Here is a 19,442-nt window from a genome sequence, read left to right on the forward strand (position 1 = left end):
TATTCAGATATATCCGTTACTTTTATTGATCATTTGTAATTCGACACGTAATATGCTCGAGTATATTCCTTACGGGAAGACAGGCTTTTTTAATCAGCTGGTAACAGATTTTTTAGCAGATGCGCCACAGATCAGACCTTTCTACACCTATTCCTCCACTCGTCCGGATTTTACTGCTGCGATAGCCGCCCGGAAGCAGTTTAACACCCCAAGAGCTGCGCTGGTAGCAGCATTACAACAGCAATATGAGAACCTGGAGCCCATGCAGGCCGTTCAGGACAATATTGCGCGCCTTGCCGATGTGCAGACGTTCACAGTAACGACCGCCCACCAGCCCAATGTATTTACCGGTTACCTGTATTTTGTTTATAAGATACTGCAAGCCATCAAACTGTGTCAGGAACTGCAGCAGCAGTATCCGCAGCATCAGTTTGTACCGGTGTACTATATGGGCAGTGAAGACGCTGACCTGGATGAACTGGGCAGTATCTACCTGGAAGGAAAGACACTGACCTGGGCTGCAGGACAGCAGGGGGCTGTAGGCCGTATGCGTCCGGAAGGGCTGGAGCAACAGATCGGACAAATAAAGGATATGCTGGGGTATGCACCGCATGCGGACGAGCTGATAGCACTGCTGCACAAAGCTTACCTGGAGCACGATACTATCCAGGAGGCTACGTTGTACCTGGTACATGCGCTGTTTGGCCGTTACGGGCTGGTGGTACTGGTGCCGGACAGTCCTGCCCTGAAACGCCTTTACATCCCGGTGATGAAGGATGAGTTGTTTCATCAGGCTTCTCATAGTATTGTGGGTAATACCCTCGAACAGCTGGGCGCCCATTATAAGGTACAGGCTAATCCGCGGGAGATCAACCTGTTTTACCTGAAAGACGATATACGCGAGCGTATTGTGCAGGAAGGCGATCAGTGGAAAGTATTACACACCCCGTTGAAATTTGACGCTGCTGCGTTGGAAAAAGAGCTGGAGGACCATCCGGAACGGTTTAGTCCTAATGTGATCCTGCGGGGCATGTTCCAGGAAACGGTCCTGCCCAATATCGCTTTTATCGGCGGCGGCGGGGAAATCGCCTACTGGCTGGAGCTGAAAGATCTTTTTGCCCACTACGGCGTACCTTTCCCGATATTGTTGTTGCGCAATTCCCTGTTGCTGGCAGATGAGCAGTCCGCCCGGCGGCTGGATAAACTGGGCATCACCACCGCGGAATTGTTCGCCACCACAGATGATATCGTGAACGCCTATGTGAAAAAACATACCAATGCTGCGCTGGTACTGAAGGAAGAATATGCGGCCATTGAAAAGTTATATGACAGCCTGGAAGAGAAGGCACGCAGCATCGATATTACGCTGGTGGCCAGCACTGGTGCGGAAAGAAGCCGTGCTTTAAAATCTATCGGTAAACTGGAACATAAGTTCCTCCGGGCGGAGAAGAAAAAATTCGCATGGCAGACAGACCAGATCAAACAGGTGAAGAATAAGTTGTTTCCCGGTGGTTCGTTACAGGAGCGTAAAGAGAACTTTATGCCCTGGTATGCGGCGGAAGGCCCGGCTTTCCTGGACCGCGTGCTGGCGGCGCTGACACCGGTTACGGACCAGTTTACGATTGTACGTTAAACGATTGGTGATTTTGGGATTTTTTGATGTACGATTTCGGGGATGATCGAAACATACAGGCGGAACAAATAAAAAGATCGAAGCACATTGCTTCGATCTTTTTATTTGTTCCGGTAGCTCCAATCACCCCGAAATCAAAAAATCGTACATCAAAAAATCCAAAATCAACTCAGTGCTTTGCCCATATCTTTCATCAGGGAGAGGATAGCCTGTAGTTGATCGTGCACCTGTTTGGTCTCCAGCATTTCGTCACGGATAGGCGTGGCGCCTTTGCCCTCATTGATTTCCAGCTGGCGCAGGTGTACCAGGTTCTGCAGATGCTCGTCCAGCGTATCAAATGCATGGATGGCGGGTTCGGGTTGTGCCTGGCTGTGCGTGGCGGGATCGATCATGAGGTACAACTGATCGATGTATTGCAGCAGGTAGGTGGTGATTTCCTTATACTCCGGTCTGGGAAACCGTACGCCATGATGCATGCTATACGCGGCTAGGGCGGCGATGTGGGAGGTAAGGGTATGATTGAGCACCACAAAGTGATATACTTTGGAAGCGTTTTTTTGTTTGCTCTTCGGTTCAGACAGCATCCGCTGGAAGGCGGCCATCATATTGGCGGTATCCACATAAGTAGCTTTACGGGCGAGTTTAAAATCGGTCACTGTATTGGTTTCCCCGGCATATACCCGCAATACCAGTTCAAAGTATTTGCGGTTGGAGAGCATCATTTTCTGCATGTATCCCGGCAGGGTGTTGTGTTCCCACGAAGGCCACAGCAGCATATTGGCAAAGAAGGCGATGCCTCCGCCGATGAAGGTGTCGAGCACCCGCTGGGTGACGTTCTGCAGGTCTGCAGGATGCAGGAAGTGCAGCAGGAAGATGATGAACGGGGTGACAAAGAAGACGCTGAGGGTGTACTGGAAGCTCATGAAGCTGTAGGCGCCCAGGATGCAAAGGAGCATGCTGATAAAGATCACCGTATCGTTATGGGTGATGTACAGCAGTCCGGCGGCAAAGAGCGCACCCAGTACCGTGCCGATCAGGCGTTGTATGCTGCGGGAGCGGGTGAGGCCGAAGCCAGGCTTCAGGATCACGACTATTGTCAGCAGTATCCAGTATACCCTGTCAAGGTGAAGGGCCTGTCCCAGCAGGTAACCGGTAATAGTGGCGAGGCTTACACGCACGGCATGCCGGAAAATGTGGGATTTGAAGGTAAGGTTGTCGCGGAACGTCTCCAGGTCATATTTCTGGCTGGTAGTAAATTTCGAGAGTTCCAGCCTGGGATCGATAGTCTCGTCTTTTAATCGTTCCAGCCGGGTGAGCCGGTGCAGGTTATAGATCCTTTGCGCCATGTCCTGCAGGTTTTGCAGGATGTTGGTCAGCGGGATGGTCCGTGTCCTTTCCGCCAGGGTGGGCAGTTTCAGGGTGATGTCGGCTATGGCTTTTTTCACTTTTTCCATCTCATATTTGAGATTGGTTTTGGGCAGGGAACGTTGTCCTGCGGCAACGGCGAGACCGATATTCTCCAGTTCTTCCACGAACCCGGTGATCAGCGCATGGAATTTTTGCAGGATGTCATCCTGTTTAAAATCGCGTTGAAGGGCGTTGTAGTCTGTCTGGGAAGCCATGATCTGCTCCTGCAGGTCTACCATATCGAGGAAGATAAGCACCATGCTTTTGTTGATGCTGGTGGTGCCCTGCTGGGCGGAGCGTCTTTTCAGCAGTAGTTCCCTTACGTTTTCCTGTTTTTCGTTGACGATGACCTGTTGTGCCAGTACGGCTTTGTAGTTGGCGACCACATCTACGCCGGGTGTATAAAAGTTGGAGCGCAGTTCGAGGTAGCGGGCGGTTTGTTGTATGCAGTCGCCCAGTGCCTGTTGCACGTTGAGGTAGGGACGTATCTGCCATAGTATCAATGCCAGCAGGGCATACCAGATGCTGCCCAGCAGTACCATGGCCGCATATATCAACGCCATACCGGGCGTGAGCTGGGTTTCGCCCAGGATGGAGACCAGGACGAGCAGGCAGCCGGTGCCAATATTACCGCCGCGGTTGCCGTAGACCAGCATCATGGCGAAGACGAAGCAGCAGGCCACTATCCAGAAAGCCATGAGGGTGGGGTAAGGCAGCAGCAGCCCGGTGCCGATGGCGGTCAGGAAAATCAGCCCGGTGCTGATGATAAGCCCGTTGCGCTTGTGGATGATGGTGCCGGGCACATCGCTCAGGGCGGTACACAACGCGCCCATGGACATGGCGATCCCGAGGTCCAGCTGGCCGATAGCGGCAAAAATCAGGGAGGGGACCACCACGCTGATAGTGGTGCGCAAACCGTTGCTGAAATGATAACTGTAAAGGAAACTCTTAATATCGTTGATTCGCTGTTCTATACGCAAACGTAAATCGGTTTTTGGAATACAAAGATACAAGGCAATTACGAATTACGGATTACGAATTATGAATTGAGGCTTTCATGCAGCGCAGTCACTAAGCGACGCTCCGCTGAAAATGGTCTTCAATTCGTCATCCGTCATCCGTATTTCGTAGTTTTTTTCTCACATACCAGTATCAACCACACTCTTGTTTCGTGTAGCGCTGGTCGTTAGTTTGCCGAAGCGCCAGCTGACGGAAATGGTATAGGTATTGGCGGGAAAATAAGTGGTGAAGGTCCGGCGGAAAGACGGGTCGATCGTCTCTGTGATGGCTGGCCGTTGTTTCCGGAACGGTTGATCTGCGCTGAGGCTGGTGGATAGTTTGCCGTCGAGAAAGTCTTTGCGCACGGTGAATCCGTATCCGATATTGGCGCCGCTGCTGCCTTGTACGCTGGGACTGCCGGAATACCAGTATCCGTAGGCATCTGCCCGGAAGCCATGCCCGATATTATAGTCGGTGTTGAGATAGATGCTGCCGGAGAAGCCGCTGGTGCTAAGGGTATTACCATCGCTGAATTTGCTGTAGGCGCCACGTCCGTTGATGCTGACATTCCATTTTGGGGTAAGGGCAAAGCGCATGCTGGTGCTGACACCCACGGCGCTGGATTTGCCGATATTGGCGTAGGTAGTGGAGGATATGCCTTTTTCTTTTTCCACTTCCACAATATTTTGGATGGAGTTATTGGTAAAGGTGTAGTCCAGGCCACCGTTAAAAGTGATTTTTTCCATGATCTTATTGAAGTAGGCGCCGAAGCTGTTGGCGTAGGACGGTTTCAGGTTGGGATTGCCATAGTAGAGGTTGTAAGGGTCATTATCATTTACATACGGATTCATGGAGTATACAGAGGGGCGCTCCAGGCGGCGGCTGTAGGAAAATGATAAGCTGGTCATGGGTTTCAGCTGCCAGGTAATGTTAACGGTGGGAACAGCGCTGAGGTAGTCTGTGTTGATTTTGGTTTGGGTAGATACAAAGTCCCCTGTCTGATAGGTTTGCTCGAGCCTGAAACCTGGTTTAACGCTTAGTTTGGTGCCGATTTTAAACCGGTAGGTAAGGTAAAATGCCAGCACATCCTGCCGGCTGTTGAAGATATTGTCACGGAGGGGGTTAGGTATCATGTCCCCGTCTTTATTGCGGATTTCCTGTGTGGCGGAGTTTTTATTGTATTGAAAGGTGCCTTTAAAACCTGTTTCCAGCAGCTGTTCATGCGGCAGGGGCAGGGTATAATCGGCTTGTGCAGTGATGGTGCGGTTGGTCATGAGGTTATCGTTACGGTAAAAGCTGTCAGTTCCCGGCACATAGTGCTGACTGTTATTCGTATAACCGTCTCCGTAACTGGTGACCAGGTTGGCGGCGATGGTTAACTCATGTCCCTGCTGCCGGAATTTATGCAGGTAGTCGATCCCTGCGCCTATGCCATGGCCGCTGTTGTAGGCGTCGCTGTTATTGGTGCCGGATTGTGTTTGTTTGCCGGAACTGTCAGACCATTCGCTGTTTTGGCGTGTCCGGTAAATCATATCGTTGATGCTGCCGTTACCGAAAATGGTGATGCTGTTGGCGGTGTCGATGTCATACGTCAGTTCCAGGCTGCCGTAGTACATGTTGTAGTTACGCTTGAAATCGGCGTTCTGCAATAGCACTCCTTTGTCGCCAGGGATAAAACTTTCGCGGCGGATGCTGTTACTATTGCGGCTTTGGTCGCTGTGGGCGCCGGCATAGGCGGTAATGCCTACTTTCTTTTTGCGGGCGCTGATGGAGCCGCCGCCGCTTAACCTGCCGAGGGTGTTGTAGTTGGCATAGAGGCTGCCGTTGTAGCCGATTACCTGGCGTTGGGTGATGATATTGATGATACCGCCGATGCCTTCCGCGTCGTATTTGGCGGAGGGTTCGGTAATGATTTCTATTTTTTTGATGATGCTGGCCGGATAGGCTTTCAGGGCTTCTTTCGGGTCCCGGGTGATGATGGAGGTGGCGCGGCCGTTCAGCAGCACTTTGTAGTTGGTCTGGCCTTTCAGTTTGATGGTGCCGTCCGCGTCTACGGTAAGCATGGGGATTTTGCGCATGATGTCTGAAGCGGAGCTGTTGTCTTTGTCGATATCATTTTCCACGTTGTAGATCAGTTTCTCGTCCTGCAGTTCTACCAGGGGCTTTTTGCCGGTGACGGTCACGGCACTCAGCTGTTGCGTGGTGGTGGAAAGGCGACGGGGGCTAAGGCGGTGGAAGGCGTTGGCGGCGTCCAGCCGGAGGCTGTCCAGCAGCAGTGGTGTGTAGCCCAGCATGGTGATGCCGATCCGGTAGGTGCCGTAGGCCACACCGGTAAACCGGAAGTCACCCTTGTTGTCTGTGAGGGTATGGGCCACCGTTTTCCGGTCAGCAGCCTGCATAAGTACCACGGTGGCGTATTCCACGGGTTTGCCGGAAATACTGTCGACCACCTGGCCGGTGATAATGCCGTTTTGCTGGCGGGCCTGCAGGGTAACGGAAATGCATAACAGGAACAACAGCCATATGCCTTTTTGCGTCATGGATCAGGGTAGATTATTTTGAGGTATGGTCCCGGGCGCGCCTACGCGGTAAATGGCATAAGTTACAGTGGCATAGCTACATAGGTCGTTCCGGGTTGCTTACACAAGCTATAAAAAGTTACTGCTAACGCAGAGCGGTAGGGATAAACGGTCAATAATTTCTCACAGGGAATTAAATTATAATTGCGCTTTTTACTATATTTATAATCAGTCCTTTAGTGGATAACGGATGGTCGTGTGACGGCTATTTTCGCCCGGAGTGTGTATAAATAATTAAGAGAGATACCGGCTTCTCACTTAAATTACTTTTTCATTCGGGTAAAATTATATCTTTGACGCCTTAAAAAAACCTCGGAGTAAGTCGTGCGCTTAAAAACACTAGAAATTAAAGGCTTTAAAAGTTTTGCCGATAAAACCGTGCTGAACTTCGATGAAGGGATCACCGGCGTCATTGGACCCAACGGTTGCGGCAAAAGCAATATCATCGACTCCATCCGCTGGGTGATCGGGGAACACAAAATCAGCAACCTGCGTTCTGAGAACCAGTCTGGCCTGGTGTTCAACGGTTCCAAAACACGCTCCGCCAGCGGTATGGCGGAGGTGAGCCTTACCTTCGAAAACACCAAAAACGTACTCCCCACCGAATTCACGACGGTTACCATCACCCGCAAGTTCTACAAGAACGGCGACAGCGAGTACCGTCTCAACGATGTGGCCTGCCGCCTCAAGGACATCCATAACCTCTTCATGGACACCGGCGTCAGCACCGACTCCTACGCCATCATCGAGTTGGGTATGGTGGACGATATCATCAGAGACAAGGAAAACAGCCGTCGCCGCATGCTGGAACAGGCGGCAGGCATCTCCATCTACAAAACCCGTAAAAAGGAGGCCAAATCCAAACTGGAGGCCACAGAAGGAGACCTGAACCGTATCGAAGACCTGTTGTTTGAAATCAACAATAACCTGAAAACGCTGGAAGGCCAGGCCCGTAAAGCAGAACGCTTCTACGAGGTGAAAAAGGAATACCGCGAAATCAGCATAGAGCTGGCGAAAGCCGCCCTGGAAGGTTTTAACGTTACCTTCAGGGAGCTGTCTGACAAACAGCAGGAGGAAAGCGACCGCAAACTGCAGCTGGAAACGGAAATTACGACTGCGGAGGCCGCTGTGGAGGAAGATAAACTGCACTTCGTCGCCAAAGAAAGGGAACTGCAAACCCTCCAGAAATCGTTCAACGAACTGGTAGCGACCATCCGTACCAAAGAAAATGACAAGAATCTCGCCGCCCAGCAGCTGACTTATCTGCGGGAGAGAGAAAAAAATATCAACGACTTCCTGAACAATGCGGAAGGACAACTGCAAGGACTGACCGCCTCCATCGAATTTACAGAGAAACAGGTGGTGGAAGAAGCAGAAGTCTTTGAGTCCATGGAAGATGAGCTGGAAACGCTCCGCGAAATGGTGGAGGAGAAAAAAGAACGCTTCCAGCAAAAGAAACTGGCCCTCGAAACCCTGCGTAACGACCAGCAACGCTGGCAACGGCAGCAGTTTGAAGCCGAAAAGAAAGTGGCGGTAGCGGATACCTCCGTGCAGAACCTGCAACGGGGCATCCAGCAGCTGCAGGAGGAGAAGAACAGCCGTCTCCAGCAGATCACCCAACTGGAAGCAGAGAAAGAAACGCTGCAACAGACCATCACCACCAGCAAAACAGCGCTGGACGAGATGGTCCGTTTCCAGGAAGAGACGAAAGGCAAGATCCTGGCTACCCAGTCGGACATCGAAGGCCTGAGAGACCAGCTGGTGGACGAGAACCGTAAGCTGGACTCCAAAAAGAACGAATTTGACCTGCTGAAATCGTTGGTAGACAGCCTGGAAGGCTACCCGGAAAGTATCAAGTTCCTGAAAAAGAACCCTGAATGGAACAACGAAGCCCCCATTCTGAGCGATATCTTTTTCTGTAAGGAAGAATACCGCACCTGCGTGGAAAACCTGCTCGAGCCTTACCTGAACTATTACGTTGTCAATAACGTGGCGGAAGCCGTACAGGCCATCCAGCTGCTCGACACCCATAAAAAGGGCAAAGCCAATTTCTTTATCCTCGATCAGTTCCGCATACCGGCCAACGGTCTGCTGGCGCCGGCGGGCACCATTCCGGCCCTCGATGTGGTGGAAATTGACGAGAAATACAAAGGGCTCGGTTATCAGTTGCTGGGCAAAGTATTCATCGGGGAAGACATTACCCGTCTTGAATTCAGCCAGGTATCCGACGATGAGATCTGCCTGGTGGAGAAATCCGGCCGCATGCACCGGGGTAAGTTCAATATTACCGGCGGTTCCGTAGGACTGTTTGAAGGCAAAAAGCTGGGCCGGGCCAAAAACCTGGAAAAGCTGGAGGCCGAGATCAAAGAACTGGAAGCTGCCGTAGGCGCGCTGCGTACCCAGATCCAGGATAAACACAACCAGGTGCTGGGCTATAACAGCCAGCTCAATGAAAATAATATCAATACCGCCCGGGAAAAGATCAACCAGCTGAATAACCAGTTGTTCGGTCTTCAGAACAGGATCGAGAACTTCCATCACCTGATAGAAGGCGGCGACAAACGGCTGGAAGAAATGGAGCAGTCGCTGATGACCAACCAGGAAAGTATTTCCGGCGTCCGTGAGGAACTGGAAAACCTCAACGACCGGGTAGGGGAGCTACAGGACTCCATCACCGAGGCTGACAGAACGGCCCAGGAAGTGGAGCAGCAGTTCAATATGGCCAATGTGCAGTTCAATAACCAGAACCTGCAGCATACCCGCCAGCACAGTAAAGTGCAGGCGCTCAAACAGGAGCTGGAGTTTAAACGCAAACAGCTGACAGACCTGCATACGCAGATCACCAGCAATAAAACCCAGCTGGAAGACGCTGCGGCCAACATTGCAACGGCAGAAGAAAAACGCGGCGCCGCCGAAGACGGACTGGTAGAGCTGTTCCGCCAGCGTGAAGAAGAAGAAAAAGCGCTCAACGAAAAAGACCAGGAATACTATAATTTCCGTAACCATCTCCAGGAGCTGGAAACCACGTTGCGTACGAAGCAGCGTGCCCGTGAGCAGCTGGAACAGCAGCTGAATGTGATCAAGGACAAGGTGAATGAACTGAAGCTGCAACTGGCTTCCATGAAAGAGCGGCTCAGCGTGGAGTTTAAGGTCAACCTGGACGAGATCATCGACGAGCAGCGCACTTCTGAGCTGCCGGTGGATGAGTTGCAGGGAAGCGCTGAACGCCTCAAAAAACGCCTTGAAAACATGGGGGAGATCAACCCTACAGCGATCGAGGCGTACCAGGAAATGAAAAAACGCTACGAGTTTATCCTGGAACAGAAAACAGACCTGGTGAACGCAAAGGACTCCCTGCTGGCTACTATCCAGGAGGTGGAAACGACCGCCAACCAGAAGTTCCTCGATACTTTCAATACTGTTAAAGAAAACTTTATCCGTGTATTTAAAGCCCTCTTTACGGAGGAAGACCAGTGTGACATGATACTGAGCGATCCGGAGAACCTGGCCGATACCGGCATAGAAATCATTGCAAAACCCAAAGGCAAACGTCCGGCAGCCATTACCCAGCTTTCCGGTGGAGAAAAAACCCTTACGGCCACCGCCCTGCTGTTTGCCATCTACCTTATCAAACCCGCGCCATTCTGTATCCTGGATGAGGTAGACGCGCCGCTCGATGATGCCAATGTGGGCAAATTCACGAACATGATCAGAAAATTTTCTGATAATTCACAGTTTATTATTGTAACACATAATAAACAGACCATGGCCGCTGTAGACGTGATTTACGGGGTTACCATGCAGGAACCCGGCGTGAGTAAATTGGTCCCGGTGGACTTCAGGAGTTTAAACTGATGAAAGGTTTTTGTTGTTGTAAAAGGAGACTATTACTTTTATTCTCTATTTCTTTATTTTAAAAAAATAAAAAACATTACACACTATGGGCGCATGGGGCACCAGGAATTTTGAAAATGATGGATCACAAGACTGGATTTTTGACGTGATCGACAGCAAAGATGGTGGCTTGGTGACTGATACACTGGCACGTATCATCAACAACACCGAAACACTGGAAACAGCAGATTGCGAAGAAGGATTAGCCGCCGCTGAACTGGTGGCAGCACTGATGGGGAAACCCAGCGAAGACTTTCCGGAAGACCCGCTGGAAAAACTGGATATCCTGAACCTGATCGCAACTAAAGGATTAAGGACCCAGGCTATCAATGCTGTAAACAAAATTACGGGCACGTCAGAAATGAAAAATTACTGGAATGAAGCCGGTCAACTCGAAGCCTGGGCAGCCGTACAGGCTTCTCTGATAAAGAGACTGGAAGTATAACCGGTAATAACCGGGACCATCCCGGAAAATTAAGACTGATCTGATCGCAGGAAAAGGATGCTTAAGACAATTGGTTTTTTTAAGCAGGGATCGTGCTGCGTCTTATTCAGCCCAACAGTGCAGTCTGTTTGATCAAACATTATAAAAAGATATAAAAACAAAGGCCCGTATGACGATTCATACGGGCCTTCGCTTTACAGCAATATTTTTTTACAGCAGGATACCTGCAATCGTTGCGGAGAGGTAGCTGGCCAATGTGCCGCAGAGCAGGGCTTTCAGGCCCAGCTTGGCCAGGTCGGTCCGACGGCCGGGCGCCAGTTCTCCGATACCGCCTATCTGCATACCTACGCTGCTGAAGTTGGCAAAGCCCGCGATGGCGATGGTAACGATAGTGATGGCTTTGGCGGATTCTATCTTTACGCTGTGGCTGGTCATGCTTTTAAAAGCTACGAACTCATTGATGGTAAGTTTCTGTCCCAGCAGGGTAGCCACATTATTGACATCCTGATTGGGAACGCCCATGGCCCATGCCATCGGGGTGAACAGTTTACCGAAGATCCAGTCCAGGCTCAGGTCGAAGCTCAGGCCTGCGAGATGGCCGAGGTGGATCAGGCACCAGTCGATCAGCGCTATCAGGGCGATAAAGCCGATCAGCATGGCGATAACGTTCATGGCTATTTTAAAACCGTCGCCGGCGCCATGGGAGATGGCGTCGATCACGTTGGTATAGTTGCTTTTCACCTCCATTTTCACGCGGCCCATGGTCACACTTTCTTCCGTTTCCGGAAATACGATCTTGGAAATCACCAGTGCGCCGGGAGCGGCCATCAGGCTGGCCGTGATCAGGAAGGGCGCTATGTCCATTCCGGCCTGGAAACCCATATTGGCATATACGACCAGGATACCCCCGGCGATACAGGCAAGACTGCCGCTCATAGAGGCAAGGATCTCGCTTTTGGTCATGGAGTTGAGGTAGGGACGGATCATCACCTGTGCTTCCACCTGGCCGACGAAGGCGCTGGCCACATTGCTGAGCGCTTCCGCGCCGCTCACCCGCATCACTACGTTCATCGCACGGGCAATCACCGCTACCACCCGCTGCATTATACCGAAATGGTACAACACCGCTACCAGTACACATACCAGGATAATGGTGGCCGTTACATTAAAAGCAAAGACAAATCCGCCACTGGCATAGTCGGCAAGGGTGCCGGTAGGAGGCTGGGCTACGCCGATACCGCCATATACAAAAGCGGCGCCCTGGCGCGCGAATCCTTCCAGTTTACCCATAGCGTGGCCTACTTGCTGGAAAAACCAGGTGATAGGAGGAACTTTAAATACCAGCAGCGCAATTACCACCTGTAATGTAATACCACTTACCACCAGCCGATAGTTGATCTTACTCCTGTTGTTGGAAAACAAAAAGGCAATGCCCAGAATTAGGACGATGCCTATTAAGCCCTGAAAGCGTTCCATAAATGCAAATAAATCGTAAAATGTATGCAATAAGGCGACGAAGATAAGTTATTTTGCGATTTCTGGTCACTTAGCGACGTATTTCAGCAGTGCTTTTAAACCTGTCGGGAGGGAATCTCCGCAGGTAGGCCACCAGTAAGCGCTGGCGCCTTCTTAATGCTGCCCTTCAGCCACCGGCGCAGTGGTTGGTCATACCAGCGCATGGCCAGGTAACCGATACCCAACAGCACCAGCGGATGTAGCCGCAGCAACCGCCCCCGGAAAAATCCATGGTAGCCAATGCGGGATAACTGTCTGTCATAGGCATAGCCAATCACAAAGCCCGATAGGCAGAAGAAAAAATCCACCGCCAGGAAACCATGGCCCAGCGGATTCTTGCTGTAATCGAACCATACCAGCTCCAAAAAGTGAAAAACGACAATCGTGATAGCTGCCGTGCCGCGCAGGCCATCGAGTACCTCGTAATGAGGTTTGGCTGATGACGTGGAAAGAGAGGATACATGCATAAGCAGAAAAATAATAAACCGCCGCGGTTTTTCTAAACAATGTGAAAATACCTCAGCCTCCAACCCTTCACCTTCAGTCACGGGTATCAAATCCTCCCATGATTTTACCCCTGATCAAAAAATAGTTGCAAAAATCAACAGGAACTGTATTTTTATCGTTTGCAATCGAATTAAATACATGGGCCGTCTTCAATACCTGATCATTTCCACGATTTCCCTGGCATGGTTTGCCTGCGGACAGACACAACAACAGGACCACCTCAGCAAACACGAAAAAGACTCGCTGGCGATGCGAAAGCAGTATGCCCAGTCGCCCGTCATGGACGGTAAAGCCGCTATCGGCGCCATGACGGTGGATAAAGGACTGGAAGTTCAGCTGGTAGCGGCGGAACCGATGGTGTTTGCACCGGTAAGCACTGTGTTTGACGACCGTGGCCGCATGTGGGTAGTGGAGATGATGGGTTTTATGCCGGATACCAGTGGTACCGGAGAAGACCTGCCGGATGGTAAAATAGTGATACTGGAAGATACGACCGGCGACGGTGTGATGGATAAACGGACGGTTTTCCTCGATTCACTGGTGTTGCCCAGGGCGGTGTGCCTCGTGGAAAACGGTGTGCTGGTAGCTACGCCGCCGCAGTTGTGGTTCATCGAAAACAATAATGACAAGCCGGGCAAAAAGGTGCTGGTAGATAGTATGTATGCGGCAGGGGGTAATGTGGAACATCAGCCCAATGGCCTTTTACGGGGACTGGACAACTGGATATATAACGCCAAATCTGACCGCCGGTACCGCAAAGTGGGCGACAAATGGCTGAAAGAAGCCACTACCTTCCGCGGACAATGGGGCATTGCCCAGGATGATAAAGGAAGGCTGTATTATAACAACAACTCCGAAAACCTGTTGGGAGACTATTTCCCTGCGGGGCTGGGAGGCAAGAACCCGCATCTGCAGAACGCCGCAGGTTATGATCAGAAGATCGTGAGAGATAACCATGTGTACCCGGCGCATCCTACCCCAGGCGTCAACAGGGGCTACGTGAAAGGCATACTGGACGACAGTCTGCGACTGGTGGAATTTACCGCTGCCTGCGGACCGGTGATCTACCGGGGCAACCTGTTGCCCGCGGAATATGCAGGTAACGCTTTTGTGGCGGAACCGTCGGCCAACCTGATCAAGCGGAATATTCTGCGTGACAGCGGTTTTATTGTCACCGGGGAACAAGCTTACAAAGGGAAGGAGTTCCTGGCCAGTACAGATGAACGTTTCCGGCCTACCGGGTTGTATAACGGTCCGGATGGCGCGCTGTACTTTACGGATATGTACCGCGGCATCCTGCAACACAAAACGTATCTCACCGCTTACCTGAAGAATGAAATCAAAATGCGGGAACTGACGCAACCACTCAGCTGCGGCCGCATTTACCGTATCGTTCCGGCAGGGCAATTGCCCAGGAAAACGCAGGTACAGGAAGATGAACTTTTACAATTGCTAAACCATCCCAATGGTGCGCTGCGCGATAAGGCGCAACAATATATTATCGATCATCGTTTAACCGCGCTGGTACCTGAATTGCGGCAGGCACTGGCGGGCAATGCCACGCCGCTGTTACAGGTGCATGCGCTCTGGACGCTGGAAGGGCTGCATCAGTTGACCTACGCCGATCTGGCTACAATACTGGAGCAGGGCAACGATGCCTATAAAGTACAGGCGCTGGCGGCGCTTCCTTCTGTGCTGGATACCAAATCCGCTAAAGCCGTAGCCGCAAGGCTGGACACACTGGCGGATAACCCGTTTTTTGCTCCCTATGTCGCTTATTTATTACCGGCGCTGGGCAAAGCAGATAAAGCTGCTGCCGGCCGCCTGGAGGATAAGCTGATGAAAACGTATGCGCGTGACCGTTATACGTCCGCCGCATTGATCAATTATGCGGTCAACCGGGAAGCTGTGCTGCTGAAGCAACTGGAGGCTTTTAACCCGGACACTACGCTGGCGCTGAATAAACAACTGCACGCCGTACTGAAGAATATGGATAACAACGCCAATGCCAAAAAGATGGATGCACTGGCGGCTAAATATCCCAGAGGGTATAAAATATTTAACACCGTTTGCCAGACCTGTCATGGTAAAAACGGGAACGGTATTGCTTCCATGGCGCCGCCGCTGAATGAGAGCAACTGGGTGACGGGCGACAGAAATAAGTTCGCTGCTATCGTGTTGTATGGTCTTACCGGCCCGGTGGAAGTACACGGTAAAATGTACAAGGCGCCGGAAATTAATGGCGACATGCCGGGTATCGGCGTCAGTGATGAATTCAGTGACGGGGATATTGCGGAATTGCTCACCTTTTTACGGAGTGCGTGGAATAACAAAGCCGGAAAAGTGACGGCAGACGATATTAAAAATGTCCGCAAGCAATACAACGGCCGGCAAAAGCCGTTTACCGCCGCAGAATTAACCAAATAATGCGCGGATATCAATAAAAGGCCTATCTTTGTTGCTCATACCATTACTCGTGAGTAAGGCAACGAACATACAAACCTGCTGTAGCCAGCACCGTATCTGTACGGGCGGGTTCCTGTTGCCTTTTTTATCCTGTCCAAAAGACTTCAACAATTAAGCCCGGGCAACTTATAGCATCGTAACAGTTGTACCCGGGGGGATGATACCTGTACGCTTGTATTGGTAGTATAATCCATTTAGCAATTTCCAAAACAATCTTATAAAATAAGTTTTATGAATCATCGGATAGCACGATGGGCAGTTTATCTTTTATGCCTGTTGCTGGATGTGAGCGTGGCTGCAAGCCTTTATCGCGGTTATTTAACAGGATGGATTTTATTACCGGTGGCCGTAGGTGTCACATTGCTGACATTGATCGACCGTTTTCAGGGCAAACACGCCCTGTTGCGCAACTATCCCCTGTTGGGGAGGCTGCGTTACCTGCTGGAGCACATCAGGCCGGAAATGCGTCAGTATTTCTTCGAGTCTGACACAGACGGGCGGCCATTCAGCCGTCGCCAGCGTGCAGTAGTGTACCAGCGTGCGAAAGACGTGAAACAGACCGTTGCTTTCGGCGCCCTGGCGGACATGTATGAGCCGGGCTACGAATGGGCGTCTCACACTGCCTTTCCTACAAAAGTGAAAGCGGAAGCCCTGAGGGTAACGATCGGCAACAAGCAATGCAGCCAGCCATATAATGCAAGTTTGCTCAACATCAGCGCGATGAGTTACGGTGCGCTGAGTAAAACAGCCATCCTTTCCCTCAATGGTGGCGCACAGGTGGGTGGGTTCGCCCACAACACCGGGGAAGGCGGCGTGAGTCCATATCACCTGCAACACGGCGGTGACCTGATCTGGCAAATCGGTACCGGTTATTTCGGCTGCCGCGATGAGAATGGTCATTTCTCACCGGAGGTATACGCCGGAACCGTGGCAGAACCTTCTGTAAAGATGGTGGAACTGAAATTGAGCCAGGGCGCCAAACCCGGTAAGGGCGGGGTGCTGCCGGCAGCAAAGAATACGCCGGAAATCGCCGCTATCCGTAAGGTAAAGCCAGGTGTGAGCGTATTATCGCCGGCGGCGCATACAGCTTTCGGCAACGAATATGAGATGCTGGCTTTCCTGCAGCAGCTGCGTACCCTCTCCGGCGGCAAGCCGGTAGGTTTCAAATTGTGCGTAGGCCGCAAGGATGAGTTTGAGCGTATCTGCGTAGCCATGACCAACACTGGTATCTACCCCGACTTTATTACGGTAGATGGCGCAGAAGGCGGTACCGGTGCAGCTCCGCTGGAATTCACGGACAGTATCGGGATGCCTTTGTACGACGCACTGGCTTTTGTGGTGAATATGCTGAAGAAGTACGACCTGAAACAGCATATCAGAATTATGGCCAGCGGTAAGATCATCACCGGTTTCGACATCATGAAAGTGTTGGCATTGGGCGCAGACGCCTGCTACAGCGCCAGAGGCATGATGCTGGCACTGGGTTGCATACAGGCGCTCCAGTGCGATAGCGGCAGCTGCCCGGTAGGCGTAGCTACGCAGGACCCGACCCTGTACCAGGGCGTGAATGTGACCGACAAAAAAGAAAGGGTGGCCAATTTCCACCGTAACACCATATATGCACTGGCAGAACTGATGGGCGCCTGCGGTTTCGCTACGCCTGAACAGGTAAACCCGGCCGCACTTTACAGAAGAGTAACGAGAACGGATATACGATCATATGAAGAAATTTACGCGCCGGACAACGGTCGTTCCGCAGGAGCGGCGCTGTTTCCGGGGCAGTCAGTTAATAATTGATTAAAACCTGTTTTCATGAAAAAGAAACAGATTATCGTGTCCCAACATGATTACGACATCCTGAAAACGCTTTGTTACCATGCTCCCGGCACAGCCAGGCTGAAAGAGGAGCTGGACAGGGCGGTGGTCCGTAAGACAAAAGTACCCGACGATGTGGTACAGGTCAATTCCACGCTGCAGTTCAGGGATGAACGCAGCGGCGCCGTACGCGAAGTGCAACTGGTATTGCCTGCGGCCAGCAACATTCAACTGGGGAAACTCTCTATCCTTTCGCCGATAGGTACGGCCCTGCTGGGCTACAGTACCGGCGACACCATTGACTGGGAAGTGCCTGCGGGCAAAACCCAGCTGCATATCCTGCGGGTGGTCAATGAAGGATAGGCTTTAAAAGCTATAATGTTAGCGATCAAATATGTATCAAAGCAAAAAAAGCCCCGGCGTCTGCCGGGGCTTCTCTTTTCAGTATATCGTTATTTGTGATAAACAATATGGTCGCCGTAGTTAATGTGGTATTTGTCGCAGAACCCGCCGTTTACTTCCAGCACATACTGTGCTTTTTTGAAAGAGGGGAGGCTCTGTTCTGACAGCGGCGTTGCATATTTCTGGATGGACACGATTTCCAGTTTATCATCCAGATAGATGATATCCAGGGAGATGTAGGTGTTTTTCATCCAGAAAGAACGTTCTTCCATGTCCGGGAAGATAAACAGCATGCCCTGGTCATCGGTCATGGATTTACGGTACATCAGCCCGTCTTCCCGTTGCTGATCGGTTTGTGCCAGCTGGATATCTATTTTGCGGATGGTGTCCGCCTTGCTTTTAGACAGGAACGCGAGCGATGCTTCCTTTCTGAATTCGCTGCCGTTGGAAGTGGCCGGAGCCGGAGATTCCGTGCCGGTGGTGGTACCGGTACCGGTTTCTGTGGTGGCGGCGCTGTTGTTTTTGCCGGTATTGTTGTTACAGCCGGACACATACAGGGCGGCTATCAACAGGTATTTGAACGGTAGCTGCATAAGGATGTTATTTAGTCACGAGCAGTTCCTCATCAGAGAAAACCACATCAGTATAATCTTTTATTTCGTTGTACACGGTATCGCGTTCAACGGGCCTTCTGCCTGCCTGTTTGATCAGGTGGGCCAGCTGGGCGGTGTTCATGGAAGGATTTTGTTCTTCCGCGCCGGCCATGCTGTAGATCTTGGTCGTATCGTCGATGGTGCCGTCCAGGTCATTTACCCCGAAGGAAAGCGTCAGTTGCGCGGTATTTCTTCCCAGCATCGGCCAGTAGGCTTTGATGTGGGGGAAATTGTCCATATACAAACGGGCCACCGCGTACAGTTTCAGGTCTTCCACGATGGAGGATTCCGGAATATTGGACATATCGTTGCCCTGGTTCCTGAATTTCAGCGGGATGAACGTGTTGAAACCGTGTGTTTCGTCCTGCAGCTGTCGTAAGTGTTCCATATGGTCAATACGGTGCTCATAGGTTTCGATATGGCCGTACAGCATCGTGGCGTTGGTGACCATGCCACGGTTGTGCGCCGCACGGTGGATAGCCAGCCAGCCGTCCGCATCTACCTTATCATGGCATATTTTAGCGCGTACATCCGGATGGAAGATCTCTGCACCGCCGCCGGGCATGGACTGCAGGCCGGCTTCGTTGAGGATGCGCATCCCTTCGTCTACGCTTACTTTGGCTTTGCGGAACATATAGTCCAGCTCTACGGCTGTAAATCCTTTGATATGCAGATCAGGGCGGTGCGCCTTGATTTTTTGGATCAGTTCCACGAAGAAGTCCAGCTGCATTTTGGGATGCACGCCGCCTACAATGTGGACTTCCGTAACAGGCTGCCCGTCGTAGCTTTTCACGATGTCCAGCATCTGGTCGATGCTCAGTTCCCAGCCCTCTTCGCGGTTTTTATACAGCCGGGAGTAGGAGCAGAAATGACAGGTGAAAACACATACGTTGGTAGGCTCAATATGAAAATTACGGTTGAAGTAAGTTTTATCGCCGTGCATACGTTCCCGCACGTGGTTAGCCAGTGCGCCTAAGAAACCAACGTCGCCCTTCTCAAATAAGGTCAGCCCTTCCGCGGGCGTAATTCTTTCCTGGCGAAGGATTTTTTCTGCAATGTTCTTCAGGTCAGTATCCAGTGAAGGTTGCTGAAGAAGTGTCTGAACTGCCGGATAATCTTGTCTCATC

Annotated in this window: 12 protein-coding genes; 6 read left to right on the top strand and 6 right to left on the bottom strand. The window is 51.4% G+C overall.

The genetic code is table 11. The annotated features are described in order from the left end of the window. Nucleotides 1-52 precede the first annotated feature (52 nt). A complete protein-coding gene (bshC, locus tag B5D63_RS08580) occupies nt 53-1,633 on the top strand; it encodes a bacillithiol biosynthesis cysteine-adding enzyme BshC (protein ID WP_078668293.1) in 1,581 nt (526 codons plus the stop codon). A gap of 164 nt (nt 1,634-1,797) precedes the next feature. Here bshC and B5D63_RS08585 read toward each other — a convergent pair whose 3' ends face one another. Continuing rightward, a complete protein-coding gene (locus B5D63_RS08585; RefSeq protein WP_078668294.1) occupies nt 1,798-4,020 on the bottom strand; it encodes an FUSC family protein in 2,223 nt (740 codons plus the stop codon). A gap of 159 nt (nt 4,021-4,179) precedes the next feature. Then, nucleotides 4,180-6,579 carry an outer membrane beta-barrel family protein gene (locus tag B5D63_RS08590; protein WP_078668295.1) on the bottom strand — a complete coding sequence of 800 codons (2,400 nt, stop codon included), beginning with the start codon at nt 6,577-6,579 and terminating at the stop codon, nt 4,180-4,182. A gap of 363 nt (nt 6,580-6,942) precedes the next feature. On the opposite strand from B5D63_RS08590, the gene smc reads away from it, so the two are divergent. Then, nucleotides 6,943-10,473, top strand: coding sequence for a chromosome segregation protein SMC (gene smc, locus B5D63_RS08595; RefSeq protein WP_078668296.1), 3,531 nt, complete (start codon nt 6,943-6,945; stop codon nt 10,471-10,473). Nucleotides 10,474-10,558: 85 nt separating this feature from the next. Next, nucleotides 10,559-10,957, top strand: a complete 399-nt coding sequence (locus B5D63_RS08600; RefSeq protein ID WP_078668297.1) for a DUF4259 domain-containing protein — start codon at nt 10,559-10,561, stop codon at nt 10,955-10,957. A 210-nt stretch (nt 10,958-11,167) separates the two neighbouring features. Here B5D63_RS08600 and B5D63_RS08605 read toward each other — a convergent pair whose 3' ends face one another. Both B5D63_RS08605 and B5D63_RS08610 read right to left on the bottom strand, forming a co-directional pair. Next, the gene (locus B5D63_RS08605) at nt 11,168-12,433 is read right to left on the bottom strand and encodes a NupC/NupG family nucleoside CNT transporter (RefSeq protein WP_078668590.1); all 1,266 of its coding nucleotides are present in this window, start codon (nt 12,431-12,433) and stop codon (nt 11,168-11,170) included. Between the two features lie 95 nt (nt 12,434-12,528). Next, nucleotides 12,529-13,020: an acyltransferase family protein gene (locus B5D63_RS08610; protein WP_235021498.1), complete on the bottom strand. Its 492-nt coding sequence runs from the start codon at nt 13,018-13,020 to the stop codon at nt 12,529-12,531. Between the two features lie 97 nt (nt 13,021-13,117). Between B5D63_RS08610 and B5D63_RS08615 the strand changes: the two genes are divergently transcribed. From B5D63_RS08615 to B5D63_RS08625, 3 genes are all read left to right on the top strand, one after another. Next, a complete protein-coding gene (locus tag B5D63_RS08615; RefSeq protein ID WP_078668299.1) occupies nt 13,118-15,406 on the top strand; it encodes a DUF7133 domain-containing protein in 2,289 nt (762 codons plus the stop codon). A 270-nt stretch (nt 15,407-15,676) separates the two neighbouring features. After that, complete coding sequence (locus B5D63_RS08620) at nt 15,677-17,242, top strand: FMN-binding glutamate synthase family protein (RefSeq protein WP_078668300.1); 1,566 nt, start codon at nt 15,677-15,679, stop codon at nt 17,240-17,242. A gap of 15 nt (nt 17,243-17,257) precedes the next feature. Beyond that, nucleotides 17,258-17,623, top strand: a complete 366-nt coding sequence (locus tag B5D63_RS08625) for a GreA/GreB family elongation factor (RefSeq protein ID WP_078668301.1) — start codon at nt 17,258-17,260, stop codon at nt 17,621-17,623. Between the two features lie 89 nt (nt 17,624-17,712). On the opposite strand, the gene B5D63_RS08630 is transcribed toward B5D63_RS08625, so the two are convergent. Together B5D63_RS08630 and mqnE are read right to left on the bottom strand one after the other, a co-directional pair. Beyond that, entirely contained in the window at nt 17,713-18,255 is a 543-nt protein-coding gene (locus B5D63_RS08630) for a DUF192 domain-containing protein (RefSeq protein ID WP_078668302.1), read from the bottom strand. A gap of 7 nt (nt 18,256-18,262) precedes the next feature. Then, nucleotides 18,263-19,441, bottom strand: coding sequence for an aminofutalosine synthase MqnE (gene mqnE / locus B5D63_RS08635; RefSeq protein ID WP_235021486.1), 1,179 nt, complete (start codon nt 19,439-19,441; stop codon nt 18,263-18,265). Between the last annotated feature and the right edge of the window lies 1 nt (nt 19,442).

The sequence above is a fragment of the Chitinophaga eiseniae genome (assembly GCF_900167135.1).
In the GTDB taxonomy this organism is placed as follows: Bacteria; Bacteroidota; Bacteroidia; order Chitinophagales; family Chitinophagaceae; genus Chitinophaga; species Chitinophaga eiseniae.